General features: G+C 71.3%; 24 protein-coding genes and 6 tRNA genes. 9 read left to right on the top strand and 21 right to left on the bottom strand.

What is annotated here, in order from left to right; translation table 11 throughout:
* Window positions 1-82: 82 nt before the first annotated feature.
* A tRNA-Val gene (locus IG08_RS0125905) sits at window positions 83-157 on the bottom strand.
* Between the two features lie 78 nt (window positions 158-235).
* Window positions 236-688 (bottom strand): TIGR02611 family protein, encoded by a 453-nt coding sequence (locus IG08_RS0125900; RefSeq protein ID WP_030606900.1) that lies wholly within the window; start codon window positions 686-688, stop codon window positions 236-238.
* A gap of 191 nt (window positions 689-879) precedes the next feature.
* Between IG08_RS0125900 and IG08_RS0125895 the strand changes: the two genes are divergently transcribed.
* The gene (locus IG08_RS0125895) at window positions 880-1,293 is read left to right on the top strand and encodes an SsgA family sporulation/cell division regulator (protein WP_030606897.1); all 414 of its coding nucleotides are present in this window, start codon (window positions 880-882) and stop codon (window positions 1,291-1,293) included.
* A gap of 448 nt (window positions 1,294-1,741) precedes the next feature.
* The gene (locus tag IG08_RS0125890) at window positions 1,742-2,302 is read left to right on the top strand and encodes a CGNR zinc finger domain-containing protein (protein ID WP_030606895.1); all 561 of its coding nucleotides are present in this window, start codon (window positions 1,742-1,744) and stop codon (window positions 2,300-2,302) included.
* Window positions 2,303-2,370: 68 nt separating this feature from the next.
* On the opposite strand, the gene IG08_RS60745 is transcribed toward IG08_RS0125890, so the two are convergent.
* Together IG08_RS60745 and IG08_RS0125880 are read right to left on the bottom strand one after the other, a co-directional pair.
* Window positions 2,371-2,523 carry a hypothetical protein gene (locus tag IG08_RS60745; protein ID WP_167348056.1) on the bottom strand — a complete coding sequence of 51 codons (153 nt, stop codon included), beginning with the start codon at window positions 2,521-2,523 and terminating at the stop codon, window positions 2,371-2,373.
* Between the two features lie 155 nt (window positions 2,524-2,678).
* Window positions 2,679-3,125: a hypothetical protein gene (locus IG08_RS0125880; RefSeq protein WP_030606892.1), complete on the bottom strand. Its 447-nt coding sequence runs from the start codon at window positions 3,123-3,125 to the stop codon at window positions 2,679-2,681.
* 217 nt (window positions 3,126-3,342) lie between these two features.
* On the opposite strand from IG08_RS0125880, the gene IG08_RS0125875 reads away from it, so the two are divergent.
* The gene (locus IG08_RS0125875) at window positions 3,343-3,864 is read left to right on the top strand and encodes a DsbA family protein (RefSeq protein ID WP_030606889.1); all 522 of its coding nucleotides are present in this window, start codon (window positions 3,343-3,345) and stop codon (window positions 3,862-3,864) included.
* A 7-nt stretch (window positions 3,865-3,871) separates the two neighbouring features.
* On the opposite strand, the gene IG08_RS0125870 is transcribed toward IG08_RS0125875, so the two are convergent.
* From IG08_RS0125870 to IG08_RS0125860, 3 genes are all read right to left on the bottom strand, one after another.
* Window positions 3,872-4,696 carry a GNAT family N-acetyltransferase gene (locus tag IG08_RS0125870; protein ID WP_030606886.1) on the bottom strand — a complete coding sequence of 275 codons (825 nt, stop codon included), beginning with the start codon at window positions 4,694-4,696 and terminating at the stop codon, window positions 3,872-3,874.
* An 87-nt stretch (window positions 4,697-4,783) separates the two neighbouring features.
* Complete coding sequence (locus tag IG08_RS0125865; RefSeq protein ID WP_030606884.1) at window positions 4,784-5,605, bottom strand: aminotransferase class IV; 822 nt, start codon at window positions 5,603-5,605, stop codon at window positions 4,784-4,786.
* Complete coding sequence (locus tag IG08_RS0125860) at window positions 5,602-6,753, bottom strand: chorismate-binding protein (RefSeq protein WP_030606882.1); 1,152 nt, start codon at window positions 6,751-6,753, stop codon at window positions 5,602-5,604. The genes IG08_RS0125865 and IG08_RS0125860 overlap by 4 nt, the downstream gene beginning before the upstream one ends.
* 179 nt (window positions 6,754-6,932) lie before the next feature.
* Between IG08_RS0125860 and IG08_RS0125855 the strand changes: the two genes are divergently transcribed.
* The 5 genes from IG08_RS0125855 to IG08_RS0125835 all read left to right on the top strand — a co-directional run bounded on the left by IG08_RS0125855 (window position 6,933) and on the right by IG08_RS0125835 (window position 7,390).
* Window positions 6,933-7,005, top strand: a tRNA-Gly gene (locus IG08_RS0125855).
* A 39-nt stretch (window positions 7,006-7,044) separates the two neighbouring features.
* Window positions 7,045-7,118 (top strand) — tRNA-Cys (locus IG08_RS0125850).
* 1 nt (window position 7,119) lies between these two features.
* Window positions 7,120-7,191, top strand: a tRNA-Val gene (locus IG08_RS0125845).
* A 34-nt stretch (window positions 7,192-7,225) separates the two neighbouring features.
* Window positions 7,226-7,297 (top strand) — tRNA-Val (locus IG08_RS0125840).
* Window positions 7,298-7,318: 21 nt separating this feature from the next.
* Window positions 7,319-7,390: transfer RNA gene (locus IG08_RS0125835), tRNA-Val, on the top strand.
* A gap of 48 nt (window positions 7,391-7,438) precedes the next feature.
* On the opposite strand, the gene IG08_RS0125830 is transcribed toward IG08_RS0125835, so the two are convergent.
* The 4 genes from IG08_RS0125830 to IG08_RS0125815 form a co-directional block, all read right to left on the bottom strand.
* Window positions 7,439-7,738: a TFIIB-type zinc ribbon-containing protein gene (locus IG08_RS0125830; RefSeq protein WP_078655749.1), complete on the bottom strand. Its 300-nt coding sequence runs from the start codon at window positions 7,736-7,738 to the stop codon at window positions 7,439-7,441.
* 80 nt (window positions 7,739-7,818) lie between these two features.
* Entirely contained in the window at window positions 7,819-8,766 is a 948-nt protein-coding gene (locus IG08_RS0125825) for a phosphotransferase family protein (RefSeq protein ID WP_030606877.1), read from the bottom strand.
* A gap of 505 nt (window positions 8,767-9,271) precedes the next feature.
* Entirely contained in the window at window positions 9,272-9,451 is a 180-nt protein-coding gene (locus IG08_RS0125820; protein WP_030606874.1) for a hypothetical protein, read from the bottom strand.
* Window positions 9,452-9,649: 198 nt separating this feature from the next.
* The gene (locus IG08_RS0125815) at window positions 9,650-9,925 is read right to left on the bottom strand and encodes a hypothetical protein (protein ID WP_030606871.1); all 276 of its coding nucleotides are present in this window, start codon (window positions 9,923-9,925) and stop codon (window positions 9,650-9,652) included.
* A gap of 196 nt (window positions 9,926-10,121) precedes the next feature.
* Here IG08_RS0125815 and IG08_RS0125810 point away from each other — a divergent pair, with 196 nt between their 5' ends.
* On the top strand, window positions 10,122-11,567 hold the full coding sequence (locus IG08_RS0125810) for a serine/threonine-protein kinase (protein ID WP_052424885.1): 1,446 nt from the start codon (window positions 10,122-10,124) through the stop codon (window positions 11,565-11,567).
* On the opposite strand, the gene IG08_RS0125805 is transcribed toward IG08_RS0125810, so the two are convergent.
* From IG08_RS0125805 to IG08_RS0125760, 10 genes are all read right to left on the bottom strand, one after another.
* Window positions 11,568-12,386, bottom strand: a complete 819-nt coding sequence (locus IG08_RS0125805) for a TrmH family RNA methyltransferase (RefSeq protein ID WP_030606867.1) — start codon at window positions 12,384-12,386, stop codon at window positions 11,568-11,570.
* Between the two features lie 64 nt (window positions 12,387-12,450).
* Window positions 12,451-13,683, bottom strand: a complete 1,233-nt coding sequence (cobA, locus tag IG08_RS0125800; protein WP_030606865.1) for a uroporphyrinogen-III C-methyltransferase — start codon at window positions 13,681-13,683, stop codon at window positions 12,451-12,453.
* A 137-nt stretch (window positions 13,684-13,820) separates the two neighbouring features.
* Window positions 13,821-17,639, bottom strand: a complete 3,819-nt coding sequence (gene cobT, locus IG08_RS0125795) for a nicotinate-nucleotide--dimethylbenzimidazole phosphoribosyltransferase (RefSeq protein ID WP_030606863.1) — start codon at window positions 17,637-17,639, stop codon at window positions 13,821-13,823.
* Between the two features lie 378 nt (window positions 17,640-18,017).
* A complete protein-coding gene (cbiE, locus tag IG08_RS0125790; RefSeq protein ID WP_030606861.1) occupies window positions 18,018-19,232 on the bottom strand; it encodes a precorrin-6y C5,15-methyltransferase (decarboxylating) subunit CbiE in 1,215 nt (404 codons plus the stop codon).
* A gap of 104 nt (window positions 19,233-19,336) precedes the next feature.
* A complete protein-coding gene (locus tag IG08_RS0125785; RefSeq protein WP_030606859.1) occupies window positions 19,337-19,975 on the bottom strand; it encodes a GNAT family N-acetyltransferase in 639 nt (212 codons plus the stop codon).
* Window positions 19,976-20,127: 152 nt separating this feature from the next.
* The gene (locus IG08_RS0125780; protein WP_030606856.1) at window positions 20,128-20,946 is read right to left on the bottom strand and encodes a MetQ/NlpA family ABC transporter substrate-binding protein; all 819 of its coding nucleotides are present in this window, start codon (window positions 20,944-20,946) and stop codon (window positions 20,128-20,130) included.
* Between the two features lie 29 nt (window positions 20,947-20,975).
* Window positions 20,976-21,809, bottom strand: a complete 834-nt coding sequence (locus IG08_RS0125775; protein WP_030606853.1) for a MetQ/NlpA family ABC transporter substrate-binding protein — start codon at window positions 21,807-21,809, stop codon at window positions 20,976-20,978.
* Window positions 21,810-21,879: 70 nt separating this feature from the next.
* Window positions 21,880-22,617, bottom strand: a complete 738-nt coding sequence (locus tag IG08_RS0125770) for a methionine ABC transporter permease (protein WP_030606850.1) — start codon at window positions 22,615-22,617, stop codon at window positions 21,880-21,882.
* Window positions 22,614-23,648, bottom strand: a complete 1,035-nt coding sequence (locus tag IG08_RS0125765) for a methionine ABC transporter ATP-binding protein (RefSeq protein WP_030606847.1) — start codon at window positions 23,646-23,648, stop codon at window positions 22,614-22,616. Before IG08_RS0125765 ends, IG08_RS0125770 begins: the two co-directional genes overlap by 4 nt.
* Window positions 23,649-24,051: 403 nt before the next feature.
* Entirely contained in the window at window positions 24,052-24,702 is a 651-nt protein-coding gene (locus tag IG08_RS0125760) for an HAD-IA family hydrolase (protein ID WP_030606844.1), read from the bottom strand.
* Window positions 24,703-24,757 lie beyond the last annotated feature (55 nt).

The raw sequence follows: 24,757 nt of genomic DNA, 5'->3' as shown, positions 1-24,757 counted from the left end.
CACGACGACGGCCGTCCCACCTGCCGGGGGCTCACGACGACGGCCCGTCCGCACTGTCTGCGGACGGGCCGTCGTATCCGGGTGGTGGGCGATACTGGGTTCGAACCAGTGACCTCTTCGGTGTGAACGAAGCGCTCTCCCACTGAGCTAATCGCCCGGACGCAGGAAGAAGATTACCCCATGTCAGGGGGTGCGTGTGACCAGCGCCGACCGGCCCCCGCACCCCCGTCCCGGCTCACTGGTCCTTGATGTTCCAGGGCATCTCGAAGCCGAACCTGTAGAGGTAGACCCCGACGATCACGGCCACGATCACCAGGCCGATCGACGTCAGGATGATGTTGCGCCGCCGGACTTCGGGGTCGAGCGCCTTCTGGGCCGCCTCGGTGACCTTGCGCTTGGTCCAGCGGAGCACCAGCTGGGCCCAGACGAACTCGGTCGCCCAGATCGCCATGCCGCCGAAGATCACGACCCACCCGGGCCCGGGCAGCGGCAGCATGACGATGCCGGCGCCCACGACCGCGAGCCCGATGATGAAGACGCCGACCTGCCAGCTCAGGTGCAGCATGCGGCGCGCCTTGATGAATGCGGGCGCCTTCGAGCCGAGCCCCTGCTCGCTCTGCGCCCCGCTCGTTTCCGTCTTGTCCGACGCCACGGCAACCTCGCCCGGCTCGTCACTCCCCGTGTTCATACAGCCAAACCCTACCCGAGAGAAACCAGTCACCGGAATGGTCGTACCTCGCGAACGGGTTCTCGGCCGGAAGAGTTACGTAAAGGCACGCAAAACACTCAGAGGGGTTTACAACGGCACCGTAGGTGGCATGTCGATTTCGCCGACGTGCGAATCCCCGAGCGCACACTGAGCGAAAGGCCCTGGCGCTTATGAACACCACGGTCAGCTGCGAGCTGCACCTGCGCCTCGTTGTGTCGAGCGAGTCCTCCCTGCCTGTCCCCGCAGGCCTGCGGTACGACACGGCCGACCCCTACGCCGTGCACGCCACCTTCCACACCGGAGCCGAGGAAACCGTCGAGTGGGTGTTCGCCCGCGACCTCCTCGCGGAGGGCCTCCATCGGCCCACCGGAACCGGCGACGTCCGTGTCTGGCCGTCGCGCAGTCACGGTCAGGGCGTCGTGTGCATCGCCCTGAGCTCTCCGGAGGGCGAAGCCCTGCTGGAGGCCCCGGCGCGAGCCCTGGAGTCGTACCTGAAGCGGACGGACGCCGCCGTGCCTCCCGGCACGGAGCACCGCCACTTCGATCTCGATCAGGAGCTCTCGCACATCCTGGCGGAAAGCTAACCGCGAGGCCGAACAGAGCCGCCCGGCGCCGTCCACTCGGGGAGACGGCTCGGGCCAAGACAACTGCATACAGGCAACACACCGGCGCCGTCGCCGCGGATCACTCCGTGGGGGCGGCGCCGGTGCGCGTGCGGTGTGTGCGCTGCCTGACCGACGGTCCAGGGCCTCTGCGGCGGATCAGGTCGGCTGCAAACGACGGTGCCTCGCAGCGAGCCGAGCGGGGGCTGGTGCGTGCAGCTGCAAGACGGGGGTGCCGGAGGGCGGGCGGAGTCGGCGAGTGACGACTACGCGGCAGATTCGCGTGCCGGACCCCGCGACGCCGAGCTGATCCGCCGGACAGGCCCCAGGGCTCCCTGCGCACAGGTGTCCGCCACCAGTGCGGCCTGAGCCACTACCATCGGCCAGCATCGGCGGGCGTCCGCCCGACCCCCAGGCCAGGGAGCGAAACGTGCTGATCACCCACGACACCAGGTGCTCCCTCGACGCCGTGGTGGATCTGGTGAACACCGCGCCGGAGGACGACGCGACGCCGGACGCGCTGCCGGACGTAGCGGCCCTCGAGGATTTCGTACGAAAGCACGAAATCAGCGATGTCGGCGTGCTCTCGGAGTTCGACCTCTCGGCGGTGCGGAAGGTCCGCGCACGCTTCGCCTCGGTCTTCGCCGCCCCGGACGCCCGGACCGCCGCCGGACTGATCAACGATTTGGTCGCCGCCGCGGGCACCACTCCCCGCCTGACCGACCACGACGGCTACGACTGGCACGTGCACTACTTCGCACCCGGCGCCTCCGTCGCCGATCACCTGGCGGCCGACTGCGGGATGGCGCTGGCGTTCTTCGTGGTGGCCGGTGAGGAGGAGCGGCTGCGGCGCTGCGAGGCTCCCGACTGCCGGCGGGCCTTCGTCGACCTCTCCCGCAACCGGTCGCGGCGGTACTGCGACAGTCGTACCTGCGGAAACCGCCTGCATGTGGCCGCCTACCGGGCGCGGCGCAAGGAAGCGGCGGGCTGACACCCGGGCCGGACGGTGGTGTCGACGTGGCCCCCGGCGGGTGACGCCGGGGAACCACGGGGTACGGCTCAGAGCAGCAGCAGGTCGTGCAGCGCAGCCATGAGCAGCAGACACCCGATCACCGCAAGGAAGATCATCAGCGGTGGCTGGGAAAGGGCGAAGAGGCATCCACGCGGCTCGTCCTGCGGCGGCGCGGTATCGCTCTGTTTCGTGTCCAGCATCTCGCGGCGATGATGGCGCAATCGACACACCTGGCGCGTTCAACACGCCCGGAACGAGCGGTAGTTCGCCGGATCCCGTGACGCCGACGTCAGGTCGTCGACGCCGGTGGCCGGGCGCGGGGACTCACTGTGTCGTTTCAGTCGTCATGCGAGGGTCATATGCCGTGCTTCTTCAGGATCGCCTCGATGTCGCTGAAGTCGTCCCCGCCGGACTCGGTACGGGGCCGGCTCGCCGGCCGGGCCGTCGTGCGCGTCCCCGGGCCGAGGGAGGGTGCGGACGCCGCGGGCGCGACCGCCTCGCTCTGTGCTCCCCGGGCCGCCGCCTTGCGCTCCTTGCGGGTGCCGCCGCGCCTGCGTTCCACGGCCCGTGTGGTCGAGAACAGCGCCCAGGAGACGCCGAGCACGGCGAAGCCCGCCCAGGCCGTGGGACTGAACGCGGTGTCCGCCAGCCAATCGACGACCCCGGTCATCACCAGGCCGAGCGGGACGAGGGAGTAGGCGGCGATGCGGGTGGCCGCGAGGAAGCGCTTGCGGTAGGCCGTGACCACCGCGATGCCCAGGCCGGCCGCGGCGCCGGCGGAACAGACGGTCTCGGCAATCATCCGGTCCTCCAGGCAGGGCTCGATCGGGAAGGGACCACTTCGTCCCCTTCCATCCTGCACCTCTCGGACCCCGGCGGGCCATGCCCCGGCGGGACATCAGGGACATCTCCGGGTCGGCTCCTCCGGAGGTGCCGGATCGGTGTCGTACCGGCGAAGGTGCCCGGCGGCGCCCGAGGTCCGATTGGGTCGTCCCGGCCCGGGCTGGGAGACTGTGACCATGAGCGACTCCTCCCCCGTGCGTCCCGCCGCCCCCGTGCTCGACGTCTGGTGCGAACTCCAGTGCCCGGACTGCCGGAGCGCCCTGGACGACCTGCGGGCCCTGCGCGCCCGGTACGGCGACCGTCTGGAGCTGCGGCTGCGGCACTTCCCGCTGGAGAAGCACAAGCACGCCTTCGCCGCCGCGCAGGCCGCCGAGGAGGCCGTGGAGCAGGGGCAGGGGTGGCCGTACGTCGAGGCCGTGCTCGGGCGGGTCGAGGAGCTGGGCCGTGAGGGGGAGCCCTTCCTGGTCGAGATGGCCGGTGAACTGGGGCTGGACGCCGAGGAGTTCGACACCGCGCTGATCGACGGCCGGCACATCCTGATCGTCGACGCCGACCAGGCCGAGGGCAAGGCGATCGGCGTGACCGGCACCCCGACCTACGTCATCGGCGGCGAGCGCCTGGACGGCGGCAAGAGCCAGGAGGGACTGCGCGAGCGCATCGAGGAGATCGCGGACCGGCTGCTGGCCGAGCAGGCGTGAGCCGGCCTCAGAGCAGGCTCTTGTACAGCGAGTAGCCCACCGGCTCGTATCCCAGTGACTCGTACAGCCGCTCGGCCGGAGTGTTGCCCGCGAAGACGTTGAGACCGAGCACGCGTCTGCCCGCGGCGATCGCCTGGCCCTCGGCCAGCAGCATCAGGGAGCGGCCGTGCCCCTGGCCGCGGAAGGCCTCGTCGGTCTCGACGTCGAAGACGAACGCCTTGTCGCCGATCAACGCCACCCACAGGATTCCGACCCTGATGCCCTCGTGCTCCAGCACGCTGAACAGCATGTTCTCCGTCGCCCGGCCCTGCGGCAGCCCCTCGGCGTTGTCCCGCTTCACCTTGGCCCAGGCCTCGTCCTCAGGCACGCCGCGGTCGATCCAGTCCTGGGCGTACTCCGCGAGGCCGCGCTCGTTCCACGGCTCGAACTCGGCCTCCGTCATGGGTCTGCCCCGGCTGCCCTCGGGCAGTTCGGGGGCGGTGGTGCCGAGCTGCTTCTCCATGCCGCGGTTGCGGTGGACGTAGCCGAGCGCCGTGGCGAGCCGCAGCGCGGTCTCCGCGTCGGCCGGAACCCTGATCTCCAGCCGCTTGCAGCCCCAGCCCCGCGCCACCTCCTCGGCGGCGAGCGCGGCGACCGTGCCCCGGCCGCGCCTGCGGTCCGGTTCCTCGATCCGCAGATCCTGGATCTGAGCGACGGTCGGCCCGAAGGCGGGGTGCGTCGAGAGGTGTACCGCTCCGACGGGACGGCTGTTCACGCACACCTGGTAGTGGCGGGACAGCGCCCCGTCGGCGGCACGCTGGAGCGGCTCGGTCGGCCGCAGGGTCGTGGTCATCACCGGAGTTCTACCCGCTGCGACGCTCCGGGTCAGCCGAATATCTACGGCCTTCTTGCGGCTTCCTTGCGGCTTTCCTGTGGCTTTCTACGGATCCAGATCGTTCCCGGACCGCTCGTCGAAGATCCGCATCGCCTTGGCGGTCACCGGGCCCGGTGTGCCCGGCAGTTCGCGGTCGTCGACGCGGTGCACGGCCTGGACGTCCCGCAGGGTGGAGGTGAGGAAGACCTCGTCCGCCCGCTCCAGGACGTCCAGAGGAAGGTCGCTCTCCTTGGCGCCGGTCCACTCGACGGCCAACGCGCGCGTGATGCCCGCCAGGCACCCGGAGGCGACCGGCGGGGTGCGGATCTCGCCGTCCAGGACGACGAAGACGTTCGACCCCGTGCCCTCGCAGAGCTGTCCGACCGTGTTGGCGAACAGCGCTTCGGAGGCGCCGTGTTGGCGGGCGCGGGCGAGCGCGACGACGTTCTCGGCGTAGGAGGTCGTCTTGAGGCCGGTGAGGGCGCCGCGTTCATTGCGGGTCCACGGGACCGTGATCACGGCCGTGGAGTCGGGGCGGCGGGTGGTCTCGCCCAGGGCGACCACGAGGGTCGGGCCGTGCTCGCCACGGTCGGAGCCGAGAGGGCCGTGGCCGCCGGTGTACGTGATGCGCAGCCGGCCGAGCGGCATGGGGTTGGCCTCGAGGACGGCGGCGCAGGCGCGGCGGACCTCGTCGTGGTCGGGGTCGGGCAGGCCGAGACCGCGCGCGGAGCGGGTCAGCCGGTCGAGGTGCCGGGTGAGCGCGAACGGCTTCCCGTCGGTCGCCTTCACCGTCTCGAAGATGCCGTCGCCCACGGTCAGCCCGTGGTCGAAGACGGAAACGCGGGCGGCCTCGATGTCCTGCAGCCCGCCGTCGAGCCAAAGCTTCACTGGTCTCTTCCTCGCTGGTCCGCACCGGGGGCGTCGTGTCGGCCGGGGGTCCGGCCCGCGGCGGAGTCGCTATCGGATGCTGCGTCCCCCGGGCCGGCACAGCACGTCGTCAGTCCTTCTCCGCTCACCTCGTACGTCCCCGACGCTACCGCGAGCAGTCGGGACGCCTTGAGTTCGGTCTCCTGCCACTCCCCCTCGGGATCCGAGCCCCAGGTGATCCCGGCGCCGGTGCCGAAGCGCAGGACCCCTTCCGCGCGGTCGATCCAGAAGGTGCGGATGCCCACGGCCAGCTCGCCCTCGCCCCGGTCGGCGTCGACCCAGCCGATGCCTCCGCAGTACGGGCCGCGGGGTGCCGTCTCCAGCGCGTCGATGATCCGCAGGGCACTCGACTTGGGTGCGCCGGTGACCGAGCCGGGCGGGAAGGCGGCGTCGAGCAGCTCCGGCCAGCCGGCGTCGGCGCGCAGCTCGCCGCGGACCGTCGACACGAGGTGCACGAGCCCCGGGTGCTTCTCCACGGCGCACAGGTCGGGCACGCTCACGCTGCCGGTGGCGCAGACCCGCCCGATGTCGTTGCGGACCAGGTCCACGATCATGACGTTCTCGGCGTAGTCCTTCTCCAGGAGGTCGGCCTCGGTGCGTCCGGTGCCCTTGATGGGGCCGGACTCGACGACCCGGCCGTCGCGGTGGAGGAACAGTTCGGGCGAGGCGGTGGCTATCTCCACGCCGTGTTCCGGCAGCCGGATCGTTCCTGCGTACGGTGCCGGGTTGCCGCGTGCCAACAGGGCCGTCAGCGCGTCCACGTCGGCGTCCGGGGGGATCGGCGCGGACAGCACCCGGCAGAGGTTGGCCTGGTAGACCTCGCCGGTCGCGATGTGCTCGCGGATGCGGCGCACCCCGGCCGTGTACGCGGCGCGGTCGAGGGAGGACGTCCAGGCATCGGCCGCCGGCCCCCGCCACGCCCCCGGCACCGGGGCGGGCACCTGTTCCGCCCGCACGTCCCGGAACCGGGCGCAGGTCAGCCCACCCTCGAAATCCGCGGCCACGGCCCAGAAGCCGGTGGAGTCCAGGGCCGCGGGATCGCTGGTGACGTCCAGGAGGCCGGTGGCGAGACGGTCGCCGAAACGGGCGAGAGGAGGCAGGTCGAGCACGCAGTCGAGTCTATGGCGGGTGACCTGCGAGTGACCTGGTCATGTCCCCTCGGGTGCCCTGACCACGTCTGTCGCCATGCGCAGCGCAGCACGCTGCGCAAACGCGTTTTTGTACTGGCTCCGGAATCCGCTAGAGTTCAACACGTCACCGGGACGCGCGAGCGGGCCGGAAACGACAAGCGGACGTAGCTCAGTTGGTAGAGCGCAACCTTGCCAAGGTTGAGGTCGCCAGTTCGAACCTGGTCGTCCGCTCGCAGGAAGTGGGGGATCTTCCCGAACCCCTACGCTCCTGGTGGAGTGGCCGAGAGGCGAGGCAACGGCCTGCAAAGCCGTCTACACGGGTTCAAATCCCGTCTCCACCTCCAAGGACGATTAGCTCAGCGGGAGAGCGCTTCCCTGACACGGAAGAGGTCACTGGTTCAATCCCAGTATCGTCCACTGGATCTTCGACAGATCATCGAAGGTCTGTCCCGCGCGATTAGCTCAGCGGGAGAGCGCTTCCCTGACACGGAAGAGGTCACTGGTTCAATCCCAGTATCGCGCACGCAGTAGATGCAGTTCCCGAGGACGATTAGCTCAGCGGGAGAGCGCTTCCCTGACACGGAAGAGGTCACTGGTTCAATCCCAGTATCGTCCACACACCGAAGCCCCCGGCCCTGCGGCCGGGGGCTTCCTCGTCTCTCGGTCAGCTGGAGAACAGCATGCGGCCGAAGCCCTTGTTGCGGTGGTGGCCTCCGTGGTGACCGCCGTAGTGGCCGCCGCCATGCTGCGCGCCCCAGGCGGGAGCGACGGGCTGGGCCGGGTACTGCGGGGCGGCCGGGGGCGGCGGGACGGCTTGACCGGCTCCCCACTGGGACTCCATGCGGGTCAGTGCCTCCAGCTCGCCGTAGTCGAGAAATATCCCGCGGCAGCCGCTGCACTGCTCGATCTGGACACCATTGCGGTTGTACGTGTGCATCGGTGCGTGACACTTCGGACACTGCATCGTCGGCTCAACTCCTCGCCGGTCGGTCCTGCTTCGCGTTACGCCAGGACAGACTCTGTCCGGCTGCGGTCGGTTGCACCCTACTTTGGGAAACCGTGTGCCAACTGCGGCGGGGTGGAACCCATTCGGCCACAGGCGTCGACCACCGCCTGCTCCACCTCGTCCAGGGGCCGGTCCGCCGCGACCGCCTTCGCGATCGCGCGGGCCGCGGTCTGCACGGTGAGCGCACGGGCGGGGATGTCCAGGGCCGGCCAGGGGTCACCGTCCGCCGGGACGGCCGGTCCGCCCGCCGCGCGATAGGCGGCGAGGAAGCGGGCCCAGTCCTCGGGCGAGAGCAGGCCGCAGGCGTACCAGGCCGCCGGGCGGGCCAGGTCCCAAGCCGGGACGCCGACGCCGAGGTCGTCGACGTCGATGAGCCGCCAGGGGCCGTCGGGGGCCGGGTGGCGTACGAGCTGGCCGAGGTGGAGGTCGCCGTGGCACAGGGTGGTGGTGTCCGGCATGGGGGCCTCCGCGCGCGCCCAGGCGGGGAGGGCGGACCAGGCGTGCAGGACGTCGGCGACGGCCGGGTGCGAGGTGGCGTCCCGTAGGCGGGCGACGGCGAGCGCGGCTTTGGCGGGGCCGCGCATCGGGGGCAGGTGGGTCGGGGCGGGGGTTCGGTGGAGGCGGGCGAGGAGGGTGGCGGCGGGTTCCCAGGGGGCCGCGTCCGGGTTCTCCGGGTCCACGGGGGTGCCGTACGGCCAGAACGTGACGAGTCTGCCGTGCAGGTCGACGGGCGTCGGGCTGAGCGGGGGGAGGAGGAGGTCGGGGAGGTGGGTGGCGGTGGTGAGGCGGGGTGTCAGCTCGGTTTGGTCGGTGTCGGGGGCGTGGGCCTTGGCGACCGTGTCGGCGTGACGGACGACTGTGGCGTCGGGGCGATCGGCGAGGGTGGTGGTCGCTCCGCAGGGGCAGGTCGAGGGTGTACGGCGGCGTGCGTGGGCCTCCGTGCCGGCTCGGAGGGTGAGCTCGGTGAGCAGGGGGGTGGTGGTCACGGGGCTCCCTGGGGGCGTGCGGGTCTGTTCGCGAGGGTACGCAGGTTGTTCGGGCGGGTTGTCAGGTGCCCGGCGGTGGTGTGCATCACCAGGGGCTCCGCCCCTTCGACCCCGCTGGGGGCTGCGCCCCCAGACCCCCCTTCGGCCTGAACGGCCTCGTCCTCAAACGCCGGACGGGCTGACAGATGCCGTGAACGGCGTTGGGAAGCGAGCGCCGGACCGGCTGGAAGGTGCCGTGAACAGCGTTGGGAAGCGAGCGCCGGACAGGCTGATAGATGCCGGACGGCGATCAAAGGGCGCGCCCTCTGCGGGTGGGTGGGGGTCCGCCGGACGGAGTGGGTTCACTGGCCGGTGTCGCGCCGTGAACATGTGTCGGCGCACAGCAATGCCGGCGCAGCTCCCCAGCTGCGCCGGCATTTGTGCCGTCCGCCGCACCCCCGTCCCCACGGGGTTTCATGGGTGGATGTCCCCGCCCGGACCGCTCTTCCGGGCCTGGGGTCGCCGCTCAGCGCCCCAGCATCACTCCCACGGACGACGCTTGTGTGGCCACTGTCTCCCAGCCGTCGAAGACGACGAGGAGCAGGACCGCCAGGGGAAGGGCCATGAGCGTCGCCACCAAGGGGTGGCGACGACCCGTGCGGCGCTTTTGTGTGCGGATCATCGTCCGCGGTGCCGTGTGGGCCATGGTCCCTCTCCTGACCGTTCTCCATTGTGGTTGGCAGCGGCGGGTGTCTGACCTCGGGGGACGAGTGCTGCACCCGCCGCTTGACCTCAAATCTAGGCGTCCGGCGCCTGCCGCACGTCATGCCCTCGTACCGATTGCCGGGCCTCCCGGAGGATGAGCCATGACCTGCGGAGTACTCCCATGGGTGGAGACGAGGACCTAGGTCTCGGGGTCCTCCCGGAGGGGTCGCCCGGTGTGTCCGTCTTTCTCCGAGCTGTCCTCTCGCGGCACCGGCTGCTCGACCAGTGCCAGGACCCGGGTCGCCATGAAGCGGGCCGTGCGGACGACGGAGCCACTGCGGGTGACTTCGCTCACTTCCACGACACCTCGGCGTACCGCCGTCTCCACCCGGCGGCCCGCCCTGCTCGCCACCACCTCGTACGTACGCGTCGTGTCCCCTGCGTCCACGACTATCTCCACGCGATCACCCTTCACGCGTCCAATCCCCCTTCTGCGACGGGTGGTTGGGATCACAGGCAGGTCGAAGTCGGCCTGTTCGCGGGCTCCCTGACCACCCCTCAAGTCTCCCACCCGGCACTGACAATCGATCGGTCCGAGAGGGCGCGGCCTCTGCGCGCGGCGGGCCATGGAAACGTAAGCTGTGGCACGTCACACGGACCGGGCAGCGGGGATGAACATGGCGATGATGCGCCTGAGGCGCGAGGACCCGCGCGTCGTCGGCTCGTTCAGGCTTCACAGACGGCTCGGCGCGGGCGGGATGGGTGTCGTCTACCTGGGCTCCGACCGCAAGGGGCAACGGGTCGCCCTGAAGGTCATCCGGCCTGACCTGGCGGAGGATCAGGAGTTCCGGTCGCGCTTCGCACGTGAGGTGTCGGCGGCGCGGCGGATTCGCGGCGGGTGTACGGCACGGCTCGTCGCCGCCGACCTCGACGCCGACCGCCCGTGGTTCGCCACCCAGTACGTGCCCGGGCCCTCCCTGCACGACAAGGTCGCCGACGCGGGCTCGCTGGTCGCGGCCGAGGTCGCCGCCATCGGGGCCGCCCTGTCGGAGGGGCTGGTCGCCGTGCACGAGGCGGGCGTCGTGCACCGGGACCTGAAGCCGTCCAACATTCTGCTGTCCCCCAAGGGGCCGCGGATCATCGACTTCGGCATCGCCTGGGCGACCGGGGCCTCCACGCTCACTCATGTCGGTACGGCCGTGGGCTCCCCCGGCTTCCTCGCGCCGGAGCAGGTGCGTGGCGCCGCGGTGACGCCGGCCACGGACGTCTTCTCCCTCGGCGCGACCCTGGCGTACGCATCGATGGGCGACTCGCCCTTCGGGCACGGCAGTTCCGAGGTGATGCTGTACCGCGTGGTGCACGAGGAGGCGCAGCTGCACGGCGTACCGGACGCCCTGGCTCCGCTCGTCCGGGCGTGTCTGGCCAAGGATCCCGAGGAGCGGCCCAGCACGCTTCAGCTGTCGCTGCGCCTCAAGGAGATCGCGGCCCGTGAGGCACAGGGACTCGCGGACCTGCGTCCGCCCGCGCCGCGCGGCGGGGAGGCGGACCGGCCCACCGGGCGGCTCTCGGACACCTATCCGGAGCGGACGGCCCAGCGGCGACCGCAGGGGCAGCAGGGCCCGCAGGGCGGCCAAGGCACTCAGGGGACTCCCGCACCTCGGGGCAGCGGCGCGGCTCGCGGTTCCGGGCCGGTGCGGGGCGGAACCCCGTCACGTGGTGGCGGGCCCTCGCGCGGCAACGGTACGCCGGCGTCGTCGTCCCGGTCCGGGGCGCGGCCCACACCGGCCTCGCGGAACACGCCCCGTTCCGGCAGCGGGAGTCGTACCGCGCCGCGCAGTGGTACGGGGCGGCCGGGCCCCAGGACCACCGGGACAGGCCGGCGGCCCGCGAATCCCCGGCTGCTGCGTCAGCGGCTGTTCGTGTTCGTCGTCGTCACGCTGCTCGTGGCGCTCGGCATCGCGGCGGCCCAGGGCTGCCAGGGACCGCCGCGTGGCCTCGGCGACGACCGTGACGTCGTACGACAGCAGGAGCAGGTCCATGTGCCGCCGGACTACGCGCCTCTGAAGGGGCAGTTGATGTCCGAGCGGTACGAGTCGACGCTCAGTCGCAACGACTAGCTAGGCCTGCGGGCGGCCCGTCGCCACCGCGTAGAAGGCGACCGCGGCCGCCGCGCCCACGTTGAGGGAGTCGACGCCGTGGGCCATGGGGATGCGCACCCATTCGTCGGCGGCGACCAGGGCCTGGGTGGAGAGGCCGTCGCCCTCGGCGCCGAGCATCAGGGACACCCGGTCCATCTTGTGGGGAGCGGCCTCGTCGAGGGTCCTGGCCTTGGGGTCCGGGGTGAGGGCGAGGAGGGTGAAGCCGGCCTCGCGGACCGACTCCAGGCCCTTGGGCCAGGTGTCGAGGCGGGCGTAGGGGACCGAGAAGACCGCGCCCATGGAGACCTTGACGCTGCGGCGGTACAACGGGTCCGCGCAGTCCGGGGACAGCAGGACCGCGTCCATGCCGAGGGCGGCCGCCGAGCGGAAGATCGCGCCGATGTTGGTGTGGTCGTTGACCGACTCCATGACCACGACCCGGCGGGCCGTCTGGAGGAGGTCGGCGGCCGTGGGCAGCGGCTTGCGCTGCATCGAGGCGAGCGCGCCGCGGTGCACGTGGTAGCCGGTGACCTGTTCGGCGAGCTCCGGGCTGACCGCGTACACCGGGGCCGGGAGCTCGTCTATGACGTCGCGCATGACGTCGACCCACTTGGCGGACAGCAGCATCGAACGCATCTCGTACCCGGCGTCCTTGGCCCGGCGGATGACCTTCTCGCCCTCGGCGATGAACAGGCCCTCGGCCGGTTCGCGCTTGCGGCGCAGTTCGACGTCGGTCAGGCCCGTGTAGTCGTGCAGGCGCGGGTCGTCGGGGTCCTCGACGGTGATGAGATCGGCCACAGGGTGATACTGCCTTGTCCTGGGTGTGGTGCCAACGGCTGGGAGCGGGTTGTGTTACCCGCGGTTACGCGGAGGGGTCCGGGCCGACCTTCACGACCTCGCCGATGACGATGACGGCCGGGGGCTTCACGTCCTCGTTCACCACCGTCTCGGCGACCGTCGCCAGGGTCGCGTCGACCCGGCGCTGGGCGGCCGTCGTGCCCTCCTGGACGAGGGCGACCGGGGTGTCCGGGGACTTGCCGTGGGCCACCAGCGTCTCGGCGATCCGGCCGATCTTGTCGACGCCCATGAGGATCACGAGCGTGCCGGTCAGCTTGGCCAGCGACGGCCAGTCGACCAGGGAGCGCTCGTCGTCGGGGGCGACATGGCCGCTGACCACCGTGAACTCGTGGGCGACACCGCGGTGGGTGACCGGGATGCCGACCGCGCCCGGGACCGAGATCGAGCTGGAGATACCGGGGACGACGGTGCACGGGATGCCGGCCTCGGCGAGCGCCTGGAGCTCCTCCATGCCACGGCCGAAGACGTACGGGTCCCCGCCCTTGAGGCGTACGACCGACTTGCCCTGCTTGGCGTGCTCGATCAGGGCGTTGTTGATGGCCTCCTGGGCCATGAAGCGGCCGTACGGGATCTTCGCCGCGTCGATCACCTCGACGTGCGGCGGGAGTTCGGCGAGGAGGTCGCGCGGGCCGAGGCGGTCCGCGATGACGACGTCGGCCGCGGCGAGGAGGCGGCGGCCGCGGACCGTGATCAGGTCCGGGTCGCCGGGGCCACCGCCGACGAGGGCGACGCCGGTCGTTCGGGTGCGGTGGTGGGGCGCCACCAGGGTGCCGTCGCGGAGGCCTTCCACCACCGCGTCACGGATCGCGGCGGTGTGGCGCGGGTCGCGGCCGCGCGCGTTCGTGGTGAGGACGGCGATCGTCACGCCCTCGCTGTGGCCGGTGGCCGGGGTCCAGGCCGTCGCCGCGTCGGCGTCGTCCGAGCGGACGCACCAGACCCGGTGCCGCTCCGCCTCCGCGGAGGCGGCGGCGGACGCGTCCTTGTCACCGGTGGCGATCAGGGCGTACCAGGCGTCGGCGAGGTCGCCTTCCGCGTAGGGGCGCTTCTCCCAGGTGATCTCGCCCGCGTCCGCCATCGCCTCGACCGAGGGGGTCGCCTCGGGGGACACGAGGAGGATGTCCGCGCCGGCTGCGATGAGCGCCGGCAGCCGGCGCTGGGCGACCTGGCCGCCGCCGAGGACCACGACCTTGCGGCCGGTGAGGCGGAGGCCTACGGGGTAGGCGGGGTGTTCGGCCATGGAGGTGCGGCTCCTCGTACAGGCGGTGCGACGGGTGCTACGGCGCTGGAGCAGCCCTGACGTGCGGATTCTGGATGTGGGTTCAGCGTACGGCGGGGGCGGGAGCGTTGCTCGTCCCCGCCCCCGCCGTCATGGGTCTACTTCTCGGTGACGCCGGCCGAGTCGAACGTCGCCACCTCGTGCATGGCCCGCGCCGTGCTCTGCACCAGCGGCAGCGCCAGCAGCGCGCCCGTGCCCTCGCCGAGGCGCAGGTCCAGGTCGACCAGGGGGCGCAGGCCGAGCTTGTTCAGGGCGGCCACGTGGCCGGGCTCGGCGCTGCGGTGCCCTGCGATGCAGGCGGCGAGGACCTCGGGGGCGATCGCGCGGGCCACCAGGGCGGCGGCGCCGGCGCTGACGCCGTCCAGGATCACCGGCGTACGCAGGGAGGCGCCGCCGAGGAGGAGGCCGACGATGGCGGCGTGTTCGAAGCCGCCGATCGCGGCGAGGACGCCGATCGGGTCGGCCGGGTCCGGCTGGTGGAGTTCGATGGCGCGGCGGACGACCTCGGTCTTGCGGGCGAGGGTCTCGTCGTTGATGCCGGTGCCGCGGCCCGTCACCTCGGCCGGGTCGGCGTCCGTGTAGACCGAGATCAGGGCGGCGGACGCGGTGGTGTTCGCGATGCCCATCTCGCCGGTGAGCAGGGCCTTGTTGCCTGCCGCGACCAGGTCGCGGGCGGTCTCGATGCCCACCTCGATGGCCTGCTTGGCCTCCTCGCGGGTCATCGCGGGGCCGGTCGTCATGTCGGACGTGCCCGCGCGGACCTTGCGGGGCAGCAGACCGGGGGTCGCCGGGAGGTCGGCGGCCACGCCCACGTCCACGACGCAGACCTCGGCGCCCACCTGGCCGGCGAAGGCGTTGCAGACCGCTCCCCCGCCGAGGAAGTTGGCCACCATCTGGGCGGTGACCTCCTGCGGCCAGGGGGTGACGCCCTGGGCGTGCACACCATGGTCGCCGGCGAAGATCGCGACGGCCGCGGGCTCCGGGATCGGCGGCGGGCACTGGCGGGACAGGCCGGACAGCTGGGCGGAGATGATCTCCAGCATGCCGAGCGAGCCGGGCGGCTTGGTCATCCGCTTCTGGCGCTCCCAGGCCTCGCCGAGCGCCTTGGCGTCCAGCGGGCGGATCTGGGAGACGGTCTCGGAGAGCAGGTCGTGCGGCTCCTCGCCGGGCAGCGCGCGACGGCCGTACGTCTCCTCGTGCACGACCCAGGACAGCGGGCGGCGCTTGGACCAGCCGGCCTGCATCAGCTCGGGCTCGTCCGGGAACTCGTCGACGTAGCCCACGCAGAGGTAGGCGATGACCTCGAGGTGCTCGGGCAGGCCGAGGGCGCGGACCATCTCGCGCTCGTCGAAGAAGCTGACCCAGCCGACGCCGAGGCCCTCGGCGCGGGCGGCGAGCCAGAGGTTCTCGACGGCGAGCGCGGCGGAGTAGGGCGCCATCTGCGGCTGGGTGTGCCGGCCGAGGGTGTGGCGGCCGCCGCGGGTCGGGTCGGCCGTGACGACGATGTTCACCGGGGTGTCGAGGATGGCCTCGATCTTCAGTTCCTTGAACTGCTTCGCGCGGCCCTTGGGGAGGGACTTGGCGTAGGCGTCGCGCTGGCGCATGGCCAGTTCGTGCATGCCGCTGCGGGTCTCCGCCGAGCGGATGACGACGAAGTCCCAGGGCTGCGAGTGGCCGACGGACGGGGCGGTGTGGGCCGCCTCCAGGACGCGGAGCAACACCTCGTGCGGGATCGGGTCGCTGCGGAAGCCGTTGCGGATGTCGCGGCGCTCGCGCATGACCTTGAGGACGGCCTCGCGCTCGACGTCCTCGTAGGCGGGCGCGGCCGGGCCCGTGGACACGCGTACTTCTTCCACTACGGCCGTGCTCTCTTCCGGGTCTTCCTGGTCGGCGGCCCTGGTGTCCAGGTCCTCCGCGTGCTGTACGAGTTCTTCTTCCACCTCGGCCTCGCGCGGGGCGGGGACCGCGGCGACGGGCTCCGGGGCGCCCTGCTGCTCGTCCACGGGGAGTGTCAGCGGGTGGGGCGGTGTCGGCGCGAGGTGCGGGGTGGTCGGCACCGAGCCCTCGACCGGGACGAACTGGCCGAGTGGCTGGTCCTGCTGGGGCTCCAGCGGGACGGTGGCCGGGAGGACCGCGGCGGGGGCCTCGGCGTGGTCGTGCACCGGGGTGCCGGGGTGCGCGAACTGGCCCTGTGTGTCGGCGGGTTCGGCGGCGAGCGGCTGGAGGACGGGGGCCACCGGGGCGGCGGGCGCCTGATCCTGGGGGGCGGGCTCGATGCCCTCGGCCGGCTCCACGGGGGGTGACGGCTGGGCCTCCTCCGCCGGAGCCGGGACGGCCGCGTCCGTGAACTGGGCTTCGGCGTCGGGGATCTGGGGTGCTTCCGGGATGTCGACGGGCTGGTCCGGGGCGGGGGCGGCCGTGTCCGCGGGCTGGGCGAAGGCGTCCGGCGGGGCGGGCTGCGCGAGGCTCGGGTCCGGGACGAGCTGGGCGGGCAGCTCCTCCGGGTGGGGCTCCTGGGCCTGCTCCGACACTGCCTGCTCAGGGAGCACGGTTGCGTCTTCCGCGGGTGCCGGCTGCGGGATCTGCTCGACGTCCGGAGCCACCGGGAAGGCCACGGCGTCCGAGGCGTCCGGTGCCTGCGCGGCGACGGGAATCTCCTCGGGAGCCTGCTCGGCGTCAAGGGCAGCGCCTGCTGCAGGAGCCTCGTCGGCCTCCGGGGCCGGGACGGCTGCGGGAATCGGCCCGGCGTCCACGGCGGAGGGAGCCTCAGGGACCTCGGGCGCGGCGGCCTCGGCAACCGGCGCGGGCGCCTCGAAGACGGGATCGGGCGCGGGGACCTCGGCCTCGGAGACAGGGTCGGGCACGGGTACGACCGGCTCGGCCTCGAAGACGGGGTCGGCCGCGGGTACGACCGGTTCGGCCTCCGGCAAGGGCTCGGGAACGATTTCCGACGGGAGCACGGCCTCCGGAACCGGCCCGGCGTCCGGGACGGAGACGGGCTCCTGTCCGGCTTGCACGACAGGGTCAACTCCCGGAACCTGCGCCCCTTCCGAGGCCGGCCCGTACACCGGGCCCTGCCCCGCGTCCCAGGCCACCTCGGCCGGTGGACCCTGCCCGGAGTCCGGAGCGTATGCGCCCTCCGCCGGGTTCCCGGCGTCGAATGCGTGCGCTTCCGCGGAAACCTGCTCGACGCCGCCCTGCGGAGCGGCCTGAGCGGCGTACTCGTTCTCCGGCCCCTGCAGCGCGTGACCGGCCTCCGCCGGGTGCGGAACAGCCGCCGCGACGGCCTCGGTCGCGAGGCGCGCCATGGTCGCCTGGGCCGCGCCCACCGGCTCGGCGACGGGCGCGGCCGACGGGACAACCGTTTCCGCAGCCGGTGCCCCGGTGGCGACCGGCGCCTGCACCGTGCCCGGCGCCGGAGCGCCCCAGGGCATCGCACCCTGCGGGGGCATCTCCTGCAGCGGCGGGACGTCGAAGTACTCGGGGCCGGTCGTGGCCGGGCCGGGGTGCCGCACGGGCGCGCCCGCGGGGCCGCGGTCGGCGAGGGAGCGGACCGGGCTCGCGGAGGCGTCGGGAATCGCCGGGCCCAGGTGCAGGGGGCGGCGCGGCGCGGCCACGGCGGACGGAGCCGTCGAGGTGGGCAGGCGGACGCCGCCGAGGTCGACCGAACCGCTGTCGCGGCCGGACATCTCGTGCGGGCCCGGCTCGTGCACGGTCTCGACGACGGGCTCCGGCAGGGGCGGGGCGACCTCGTTGCCCCAGGCGCCCTGGGCGCCCGGCAGCAGCAACAGGTCTTCGTCCTCGGCGGTGGTCTCGGAGAGGTAGGTGTACGCGCCGTGCGCAGGGACGCCCGGCTGTTCCACCATGCCTGCGCTCTCCGGCAGTCCCTCGCCCGGGACCTGGCCGGTGTCGGTCATGCGTACCCCTCGCCCATCGGTTAGTGCTCCTACGACCAGCTCTCACCGGGAACGGCGCACCGACCGCCCCGCAGTGAAGAACGAGCGTGCGTGCCCAGCGGCACGAACGACCGCCGAAAAAGACGACAAAGCCATTAACTGGCATTGTCCCGGCCGTCCGACCCTCGCGACAGCTTGATCCGCGACGGTCCGCTGTGGACTGCGCCACGTTGCGCGTCCTCCGGTTCCGCCGTACCACACCCACCCCAAAACGGGCGCGTTTTCCGGACATTGACCTACGAAGCGCCGGGTGTCCGAGTGCGGTACAACGATCGGCCAGCCTACCGCGCGCAGTACGACAACAGGATCACGGGGACGGGATCCGAGACGGTATCGACGTCAGGCCGTGCGGTCGGGCAGCAGGCCGCTGAGCAGGAACGCGACGCTCCGCTCCGTCTCCGTCCAGGCCCGGGTGTCGAGTTCGACGGACTGCAGCAGGGCGCACTCGACCCGGTAGCCGTGCTCGGTCAGGTCCCGGCCGATGAGTTCGGCCTCGTCGCGGGTGGCCGCATGGGTGACGATGCGCTGCGGGCGGCGATCAACGACCGCGGAGACCACGGCCGCTCCCCCGCCGCCGACACGGACGACGTCCGGCTCGGGGAGGTTCTCCAGGACGTGCGGGGCGGTGCCGTGCACGATCTGGAGCTGGACCCCGAAATCGCGTGCGGCTGCCTCGGTGCGGACGCAGGACGCCAGGTCCCGGTCGACGGCGAGGACGGCGGCCCCGGCCAGGGCGGCCTCGGTGGCGAAGGCGCCGCTGCCGCAGCCGATGTCCCACACGAGGTCGCCGACGCGCGGGCCGAGCCGGGCGAGTTGGGCCGCGCGGAGCAGTTCCGTCTCACCCTCGCCCAGGGGTCCGCCGTACGCCTCTGAGGGCTGCGTCCAGCCGCGCGGGCCGGTGCCCGGGTCGCGTCCGGCGATCCAGCCGTCGCCGCCGCTGCCGGGGCCGGCCGGGCCGCCGATGACGATGACGACGTTCGGGTCGCGCCAGGTGTGGTCGGCGGCCTTGTCGGAGGTGACGACGGTGACCTGTTCGCGTTCGGTGCCGAGTTCCTCGCAGATCACGAAGGTGCGGTGGACGCCCTCCATGAGGAGACCGAGTTCGGCGGGGCCGGCGCCCGGTGAGGTGAGGACGGCGACCTTGGTGTGGGCTCGGCACACATTCACCGCGCGTCGCAGGGTGCGACGGTGTGCGACGACCACCTGTGCGTCGTCCCAGGGCATACCGGCCCGGGCGAAGGCGGCGGCGACCGCGGAGACGGCGGGCACGACCTCGACCTCCAGGCCGAACTCGGGCGCGCGCAGGGTCCGTACGACTCCGAAGAAGCCCGGATCCCCGTCGGCGAACACGACCGCGCTGCCGCGATGGCCGGCGATACGGCGGGCGGCGAGGGCGACGCTGCCGAGGCGGATGCGCTCGGCGGCGGGCGGCACCTCGGGGAGCGCGAGATGGTGCGCGGCACCGGCCACCAGCGTGGCGGCGCCGAGCGCGGCGCGTGCCGCGGCGGTCAGCGGCGAGCCGTCCCAGCCGATCACCGTGACGCGGTCGGCCATCGTGTCTCAGTCTCCAGGGGTTTTCGCAGGTGGTCAGAGCCGGCCCGGAGGGCGGGCACCGTGAGGGTACCTGGTGGAGTCGGCCGGGTCGGTGGCTCCCTGGTTCAGTTCCAGTCCGAGTACGACGTGAAACCGTTGCTGTCCGCCAGCTGCTCCCCCGCGCCGTCGAGGTCCTCCGGCAGCAGGCTCCACACGATGTAGTCGGTGCGGACGTCGCTCCAGGTGCCGTCCTCTGCACGGACGTGCGCTATGCAGGCGCCCCGCAGGACGCCCTCGCTGATGCAGCCGATCTTCTGGGCGACCTGCTGGGAGGCGGTGTTGTCGGCGGCCGTGCGCAGTTCGATGCGTTCGAGCTTCTGGTCGGTGAGGAGCCACTGGGCAGTGGCGAGCGTGGCTTCGGAGGCATAGCCCTCGCCGCGGGCCCAGGGGGCGATGACGTACGACAGCTCGGTGGAGCGGATGTGCCAGTTGGTCTTGGCGAGCTGGACGACGCCGACCAGGCGCTGGGTGAGGAACTCGGTGACCGCGAGGTCGAGACCGCGGCCCGACTCCCGCTCGCTGGGCGCGTGTTCGGTGATCCAGGTGCGGGCCTGCTCCTCGGAGTAGGGCTGCGGCACATCGGTCCAGGCCCCGACCTGCTCGTCGTTCATCATCTCGGCCAGCGCGGGCACGTCGTCCTCGTCGAGGGGACGCAGCACCAACCGCTCCGTGCTGATGGAGATGTTGGGGAAGGTGCCAGTCATGCGCCGCTCCGTTAACTTCGGGAAACCTGCGGAAACCGTCAGGGCCTGCTGAACTGCCCAGCATGCAGCATGAAACCAGTGAACCGCACTACGGGGTCCACTCCCGGTGAGGGAGCGGACCCCGTGCGTGGCGATAAGCCGTATACGCCCCGTCAGCCGGAACTGACCGGCAGGACGGACCCCTTGTATTTGTCCTCGATGAACTTCCTCACGTCGGACGAGACGAGGAGCTTCGCGAGCTTCTCGACCCGCGGGTCGTCCTCGTCGCCCTTCCTGACAGCCAGGAGGTTGGCGTAGGGGTTGCCCTTCGCCGACTCCAGGAGGATGGCGTCCTTCGTGGGGCTGAGGCCCGCGTCCTGGGCGTAGTTGTTGTTGATGACCGCCGCGTCCACGTCGTCGAGCGAGCGCGGCAGCTGGGCGGGCTCCAGCTCCTTGAACACCAGGTGCTTGGGGTTGGCCGTGATGTCCGCCGGGGAGGCGTCGGTAGCCGCCCCTTCCTTGAGCGTGATGACGCCCTCGGCGGCGAGGAGCTTGAGGGCGCGGCCCTCGTTGGTGGTCTCGTTGGGCACGGCGACGGTGGCTCCGTCGGCTAGCTTCGTGACGTCGGTGACCTTCTTCGAGTACACGCCCATGGGCGGCAGGTAGGCCTTCACGACCGACACCAGGTCGGTTCCCTGCGTCTTGTTGAACTCGTCCAGGTACGGCTGGTTCTGGTACAGGTTCGCGTCCAGCGAGCCTTCCTGGAGAGCGGTGTTCGGCAGGACGTAGTCCGTGAACTCCTTGATCTCCAGGTTCAGGCCCGCCTTCTCGGCGAGGTCGTCCTTGATGTACGTCAGGACCTCGCCGGCCGGGACGGCGGTGGCGCCGACGACCAGGGCGTCGTCGTCACCACCACCGCTGTCTCCCGAGCCGCAGGCGGTGAGGCCGAGGGCCAGTGCCACCGCGGCCGCGGGTATGACGGACTTGCGCATGAGTTCAGTCCCCCAGTTGTTCAGTGCGCTCAGAAGGACGCGATGACGGAGCCGTCGTACTTGTCCTCGATGAACTTCTTGACCTCGTCGGAGGTGAGGAGCTTGGCGAGCTTCTTCACGCGCGGGTCGTCCTCGTTGCCGTCCTTGACCGCGAGGAAGTTGCCGTAGGGGTTGTCCTTCGCGGACTCCAGGACGAGGGCGTCCTCGGCGGGCTTCAGGTCGGCCTCGATGGCGTAGTTGCCGTTGATGACGGCCGCGTCCACGTCGTCCAGGGAGCGCGGGGTCTGGGCCGCCTCCAGCTCCTTGAACTTGAGGTTCTTGGGGTTCTTGGTGATGTCGGAGGGGGTCGCTTCGTTGCCCACGCCGTCCTTGAGGGTGATCAGCCCGTTCGCGGCGAGCAGCTTGAGGGCGCGCGCCTCGTTCACGCTGTCGTTCGGGACGGCGATCGTCGCACCGCTCTTCAGGGCGTCGGCGCTCTTGACCTTGTGGGAGTAGAGGCCGAGGGGCTCCAGGTGGACCGTGACGACGGGCACGATGTGGGTGCCGTTCTTCTTGTTGAAGTCGTCGAGGTACGGCTGGTTCTGGAAGTAGTTGGCGTCCACCGAACCGTCTTCGGTCGCCGTGTTCGGCGTCACGTAGTCGGTGAACTCCTTGACCTCCAGGTCGAGGCCCGCCTTCTTCGCCAGGTTGTCCTTGATGTAGTTCAGGATCTCGGCGTGCGGGGTGGGGCTCGCGGCGACGACCAGCGGTCCGCTGGAGTCGGAGGAGGAAGAGGAGCCGTTGTCCGAGCCGCAGGCGGTGAGCCCGAAGGTGAGGGCTCCGGCGGCGAGGACGGCGGCGGTGATCTTTGCGGTGTTACGCACGAAAAGTGCCTTTCCTGATGGGTGCAGCGACCCCGCTAATTGGGTGGGCGGGGAGTCTGGGGGGGGAGGGTTACGCGACCTTGCCGACGTCGGCCGTCGCGGGCTCCTTGGCCTTGAGGAGGCGGAGCTTCGGCGCGGAGCCGGAGCGGCCGCCGCGGCCGTGCAGGGAGCGGGCCGCGTAGTCACCGGCGAACTGGATGAGGGAGATGACGACGGCGAGGATCGCCACGATCACCCACATCAGCTCGCTTTCGAAGCGCTGGTAGCCGTAGCGGATGGCGAGGTCGCCCAAACCGCCGGCGCCCACGGTGCCGGCCATCGCGGAGTAACCGATGAGGGCGACGACCGTTGTGGTCGCAGAGGCGATCAGCGACGGCAGGGCTTCCGGCACGAGGACCTTGCGCACGATGGTCCAGGTATTGCCACCCATCGACTGGACGGCTTCTACGAGACCGCCGTCCACTTCGCGGACAGCCGTCTCGACGAGGCGGGCGAAGAAGGGAATGGCACCGACAGCCAGCGGCACAATGGCGGCGTCACGACCGATGGTCGTTCCGGTGACCCAGCGGGTGAAGGTCATCAGCGCAACCATCAGGATGATGAACGGCATCGAGCGGGCGATGTTCACGATCTGGCCGATGACCCTGTTCGCCACAACGTTCTGCAGCAGTCCGCCACGATCAGTCAGAACCAGCAGGATGCCGAGCGGCAGTCCGCCGACAATGGCGATGAGTGTGGACCAGCCGACCATGTACAGCGTGTTCCAACACTCGGGCTCCAGCAGCGCCCACATCTCGGACCAGGTCACTTCGCACCTTCCTTCAGCAGTACGGGCTCCTGGCCCAACACGTCGATCTGCAGGCCCTGTTCGCGCAGGAAGCCGATCGGCACGACGTTGTCCTCGTAGCGGCCGGGCAGTTCGATGCGCATACGGCCGACCTGGAGGCCGCCGACGGTGTCGATGGCGGCGCCGAGGATCGAGATGTCGATGTTGTAGGTGCGCGAGAGCTGGGAGATGACGGGCTGGGTGGCGGCCTCGCCGTGGAAGGTGACGTCGACGACGGTCCGGTCGTCGCCGGTGGCCTCGCCGCCGACCGGGAAGAGGGCGGCGGCGAGCTCGGAACCGGGGGTCGCGAGCAGCTCGCTCACCGTCCCGGACTCGACGATGCGGCCGTTCTCCATGAGGGCGGCGGAGTCGCAGACGTTCTTGACGACGTCCATCTCGTGGGTGATGAGCAGGACGGTCAGGCCCAGCTGCCGGTTCAGGTCGCGCAGCAGCTGGAGGATGGAGCGGGTGGTCTCCGGGTCGAGGGCGCTGGTGGCCTCGTCGGACAGGAGGACCTTGGGGTCGCCGGCCAGGGCGCGGGCGATGCCGACGCGCTGCTTCTGACCGCCGGAGAGCTGGGCGGGGTAGGCCTTCGCCTTGTCGGCGAGCCCTACGAGGTCGAGCAGCTCCAGCGCCTTCCGCGACCGCTCCTTGCCGGACGTGCCGAGGATTTCGAGCGGCAGCTCGACGTTGTCCTGCACGGTGCGCGTGGACAGCAGGTTGAAGTGCTGGAAGACCATGCCGATACGGCTGCGCGCCTGCCGGAGTTCCCTGCCGGCGCGCGGTCCGCGCCCGGAGAGGGCGGTGAGGTCCTGCCCGGCGACGGTCACGGTGCCGGCGGTGGGCTTCTCCAGCAGGTTGACGCAGCGGATCAGCGAGGACTTGCCGGCGCCGGACTGGCCGATGACGCCGTACACCTCTCCTTCGCGGACATGGAGATCGACGCCGTCCAAGGCGGTGACCTCACGGCCGCGTGAGCGGTAGACCTTGGTCAGGCCTGTGGTGGTGATCACGTGGGTTTCCGTCACTGTCGGGTGCAGGGCGTGGGTGTGCCCTGGCGGGGTGCATTCGGTCTGGAACGCAACACGGTTCTCGTGCGGTGGCATGGGGAACCGGGGAGAACATGTGCGCGATGGGGGTCCCCCCACACCGTTCAGGCAGTGGGGGAGGCGTCAGTCACATACGGCGTTCACGGTGTACGGACATGCCACGGCGTCTCGCTTCGGGGCGCGAGGCTCGGGGTGGTGCAGGGGCCCTCTAGAAGGCGCACATTCGACACATACAACGAGCACCGGGCGTCATGGTCGCCTCGGTCGCAAGGGTGCGGCTGCTCGTAGTGGTCATGAGATCAGTAAAGCAGACGTACGGTCCTGACAAAGTGCCGCTGTCCGGATACTGGACAGCGGCGGACGCGTCTCAGCCGCGGAGCGAGATCTCCACTCCCCCGGTGGTGACCAGTGCCGACAGGGCCGACAGGTCCTTCACCACGAGGTCGGCGTCGAGCTCGTGGGCCTGGTGGGTTGTGGCCAATGCCACGGTGGTCATACCGGCGGCGCGGCCGGCCGCCAGGCCCGCGGGGGCGTCCTCGAAGACGACGCAGTGGGCGGGGTCGACGCCGAGTTCACGGGCGGCGAGCAGGTAGGGCTCGGGGTCGGGCTTGCCGCGGGTGACGTCGTCGGCGGCGATCAGCATCTTGGGCAGGATGCCGACGGCGTCGAGGCGGGCCTCGGCGAGGCGCCGGGTGGCGGAGGTGACGACGGCCCAGCGGTCGGCGGGCAGCGCGTCGAGGAAGTCCTTGGTGCCGGGCAGCAGGTGCACGCCGCCATCGGACACGTCCTCCACCTCCAGCTTCTCGATCCGCGCGACGGCCGCCGGTACGACGTCCGCGGGCAGGAGGTCGGCGGCTATCTCCGCGGCCGTTCGCCCGTGCAGTTCGACGCGTCCGAAATCCTCGGCGGTGAGGCCGTACTCCACGGCCCAGCGCGTCCAGCAGCGCTGCACGGATTCGAGGGAGGAGACGAGGGTTCCGTCGTTGTCGAAGAGGAGGGCCTGTGCATGGATCGTCATGGTCTAGACCCTACGGTCTCCGCCGGGGTCGACCGCATCAGGTCTTTTGGCCCGT

The organism is Streptomyces fulvoviolaceus, from assembly GCF_000718165.1.
Taxonomy (GTDB): domain Bacteria; phylum Actinomycetota; class Actinomycetes; order Streptomycetales; family Streptomycetaceae; genus Streptomyces; species Streptomyces fulvoviolaceus.
The sequence above is the reverse complement of the archived record's forward strand: the minus strand, read 5'-3'. Positions and strand labels throughout refer to the sequence as shown.

Coding starts and splice junctions, on each gene's coding strand:
- IG08_RS0125900 (WP_030606900.1), bottom strand. CDS start 688: ATGAACACGGGGAGTGACGAGCCGGGCGAGGTTGCCGTGGCGTCGGAC.
- IG08_RS0125895 (WP_030606897.1), top strand. CDS start 880: ATGAACACCACGGTCAGCTGCGAGCTGCACCTGCGCCTCGTTGTGTCG.
- IG08_RS60745 (WP_167348056.1), bottom strand. CDS start 2,523: ATGCTGGACACGAAACAGAGCGATACCGCGCCGCCGCAGGACGAGCCG.
- IG08_RS0125880 (WP_030606892.1), bottom strand. CDS start 3,125: ATGATTGCCGAGACCGTCTGTTCCGCCGGCGCCGCGGCCGGCCTGGGC.
- IG08_RS0125875 (WP_030606889.1), top strand. CDS start 3,343: ATGAGCGACTCCTCCCCCGTGCGTCCCGCCGCCCCCGTGCTCGACGTC.
- IG08_RS0125870 (WP_030606886.1), bottom strand. CDS start 4,696: ATGACCACGACCCTGCGGCCGACCGAGCCGCTCCAGCGTGCCGCCGAC.
- IG08_RS0125830 (WP_078655749.1), bottom strand. CDS start 7,738: ATGCAGTGTCCGAAGTGTCACGCACCGATGCACACGTACAACCGCAAT.
- IG08_RS0125820 (WP_030606874.1), bottom strand. CDS start 9,451: ATGGCCCACACGGCACCGCGGACGATGATCCGCACACAAAAGCGCCGC.
- IG08_RS0125810 (WP_052424885.1), top strand. CDS start 10,122: ATGAACATGGCGATGATGCGCCTGAGGCGCGAGGACCCGCGCGTCGTC.
- cobA (WP_030606865.1), bottom strand. CDS start 13,683: ATGGCCGAACACCCCGCCTACCCCGTAGGCCTCCGCCTCACCGGCCGC.
- cobT (WP_030606863.1), bottom strand. CDS start 17,639: ATGACCGACACCGGCCAGGTCCCGGGCGAGGGACTGCCGGAGAGCGCA.
- cbiE (WP_030606861.1), bottom strand. CDS start 19,232: ATGGCCGACCGCGTCACGGTGATCGGCTGGGACGGCTCGCCGCTGACC.
- IG08_RS0125785 (WP_030606859.1), bottom strand. CDS start 19,975: ATGACTGGCACCTTCCCCAACATCTCCATCAGCACGGAGCGGTTGGTG.
- IG08_RS0125780 (WP_030606856.1), bottom strand. CDS start 20,946: ATGCGCAAGTCCGTCATACCCGCGGCCGCGGTGGCACTGGCCCTCGGC.
- IG08_RS0125760 (WP_030606844.1), bottom strand. CDS start 24,702: ATGACGATCCATGCACAGGCCCTCCTCTTCGACAACGACGGAACCCTC.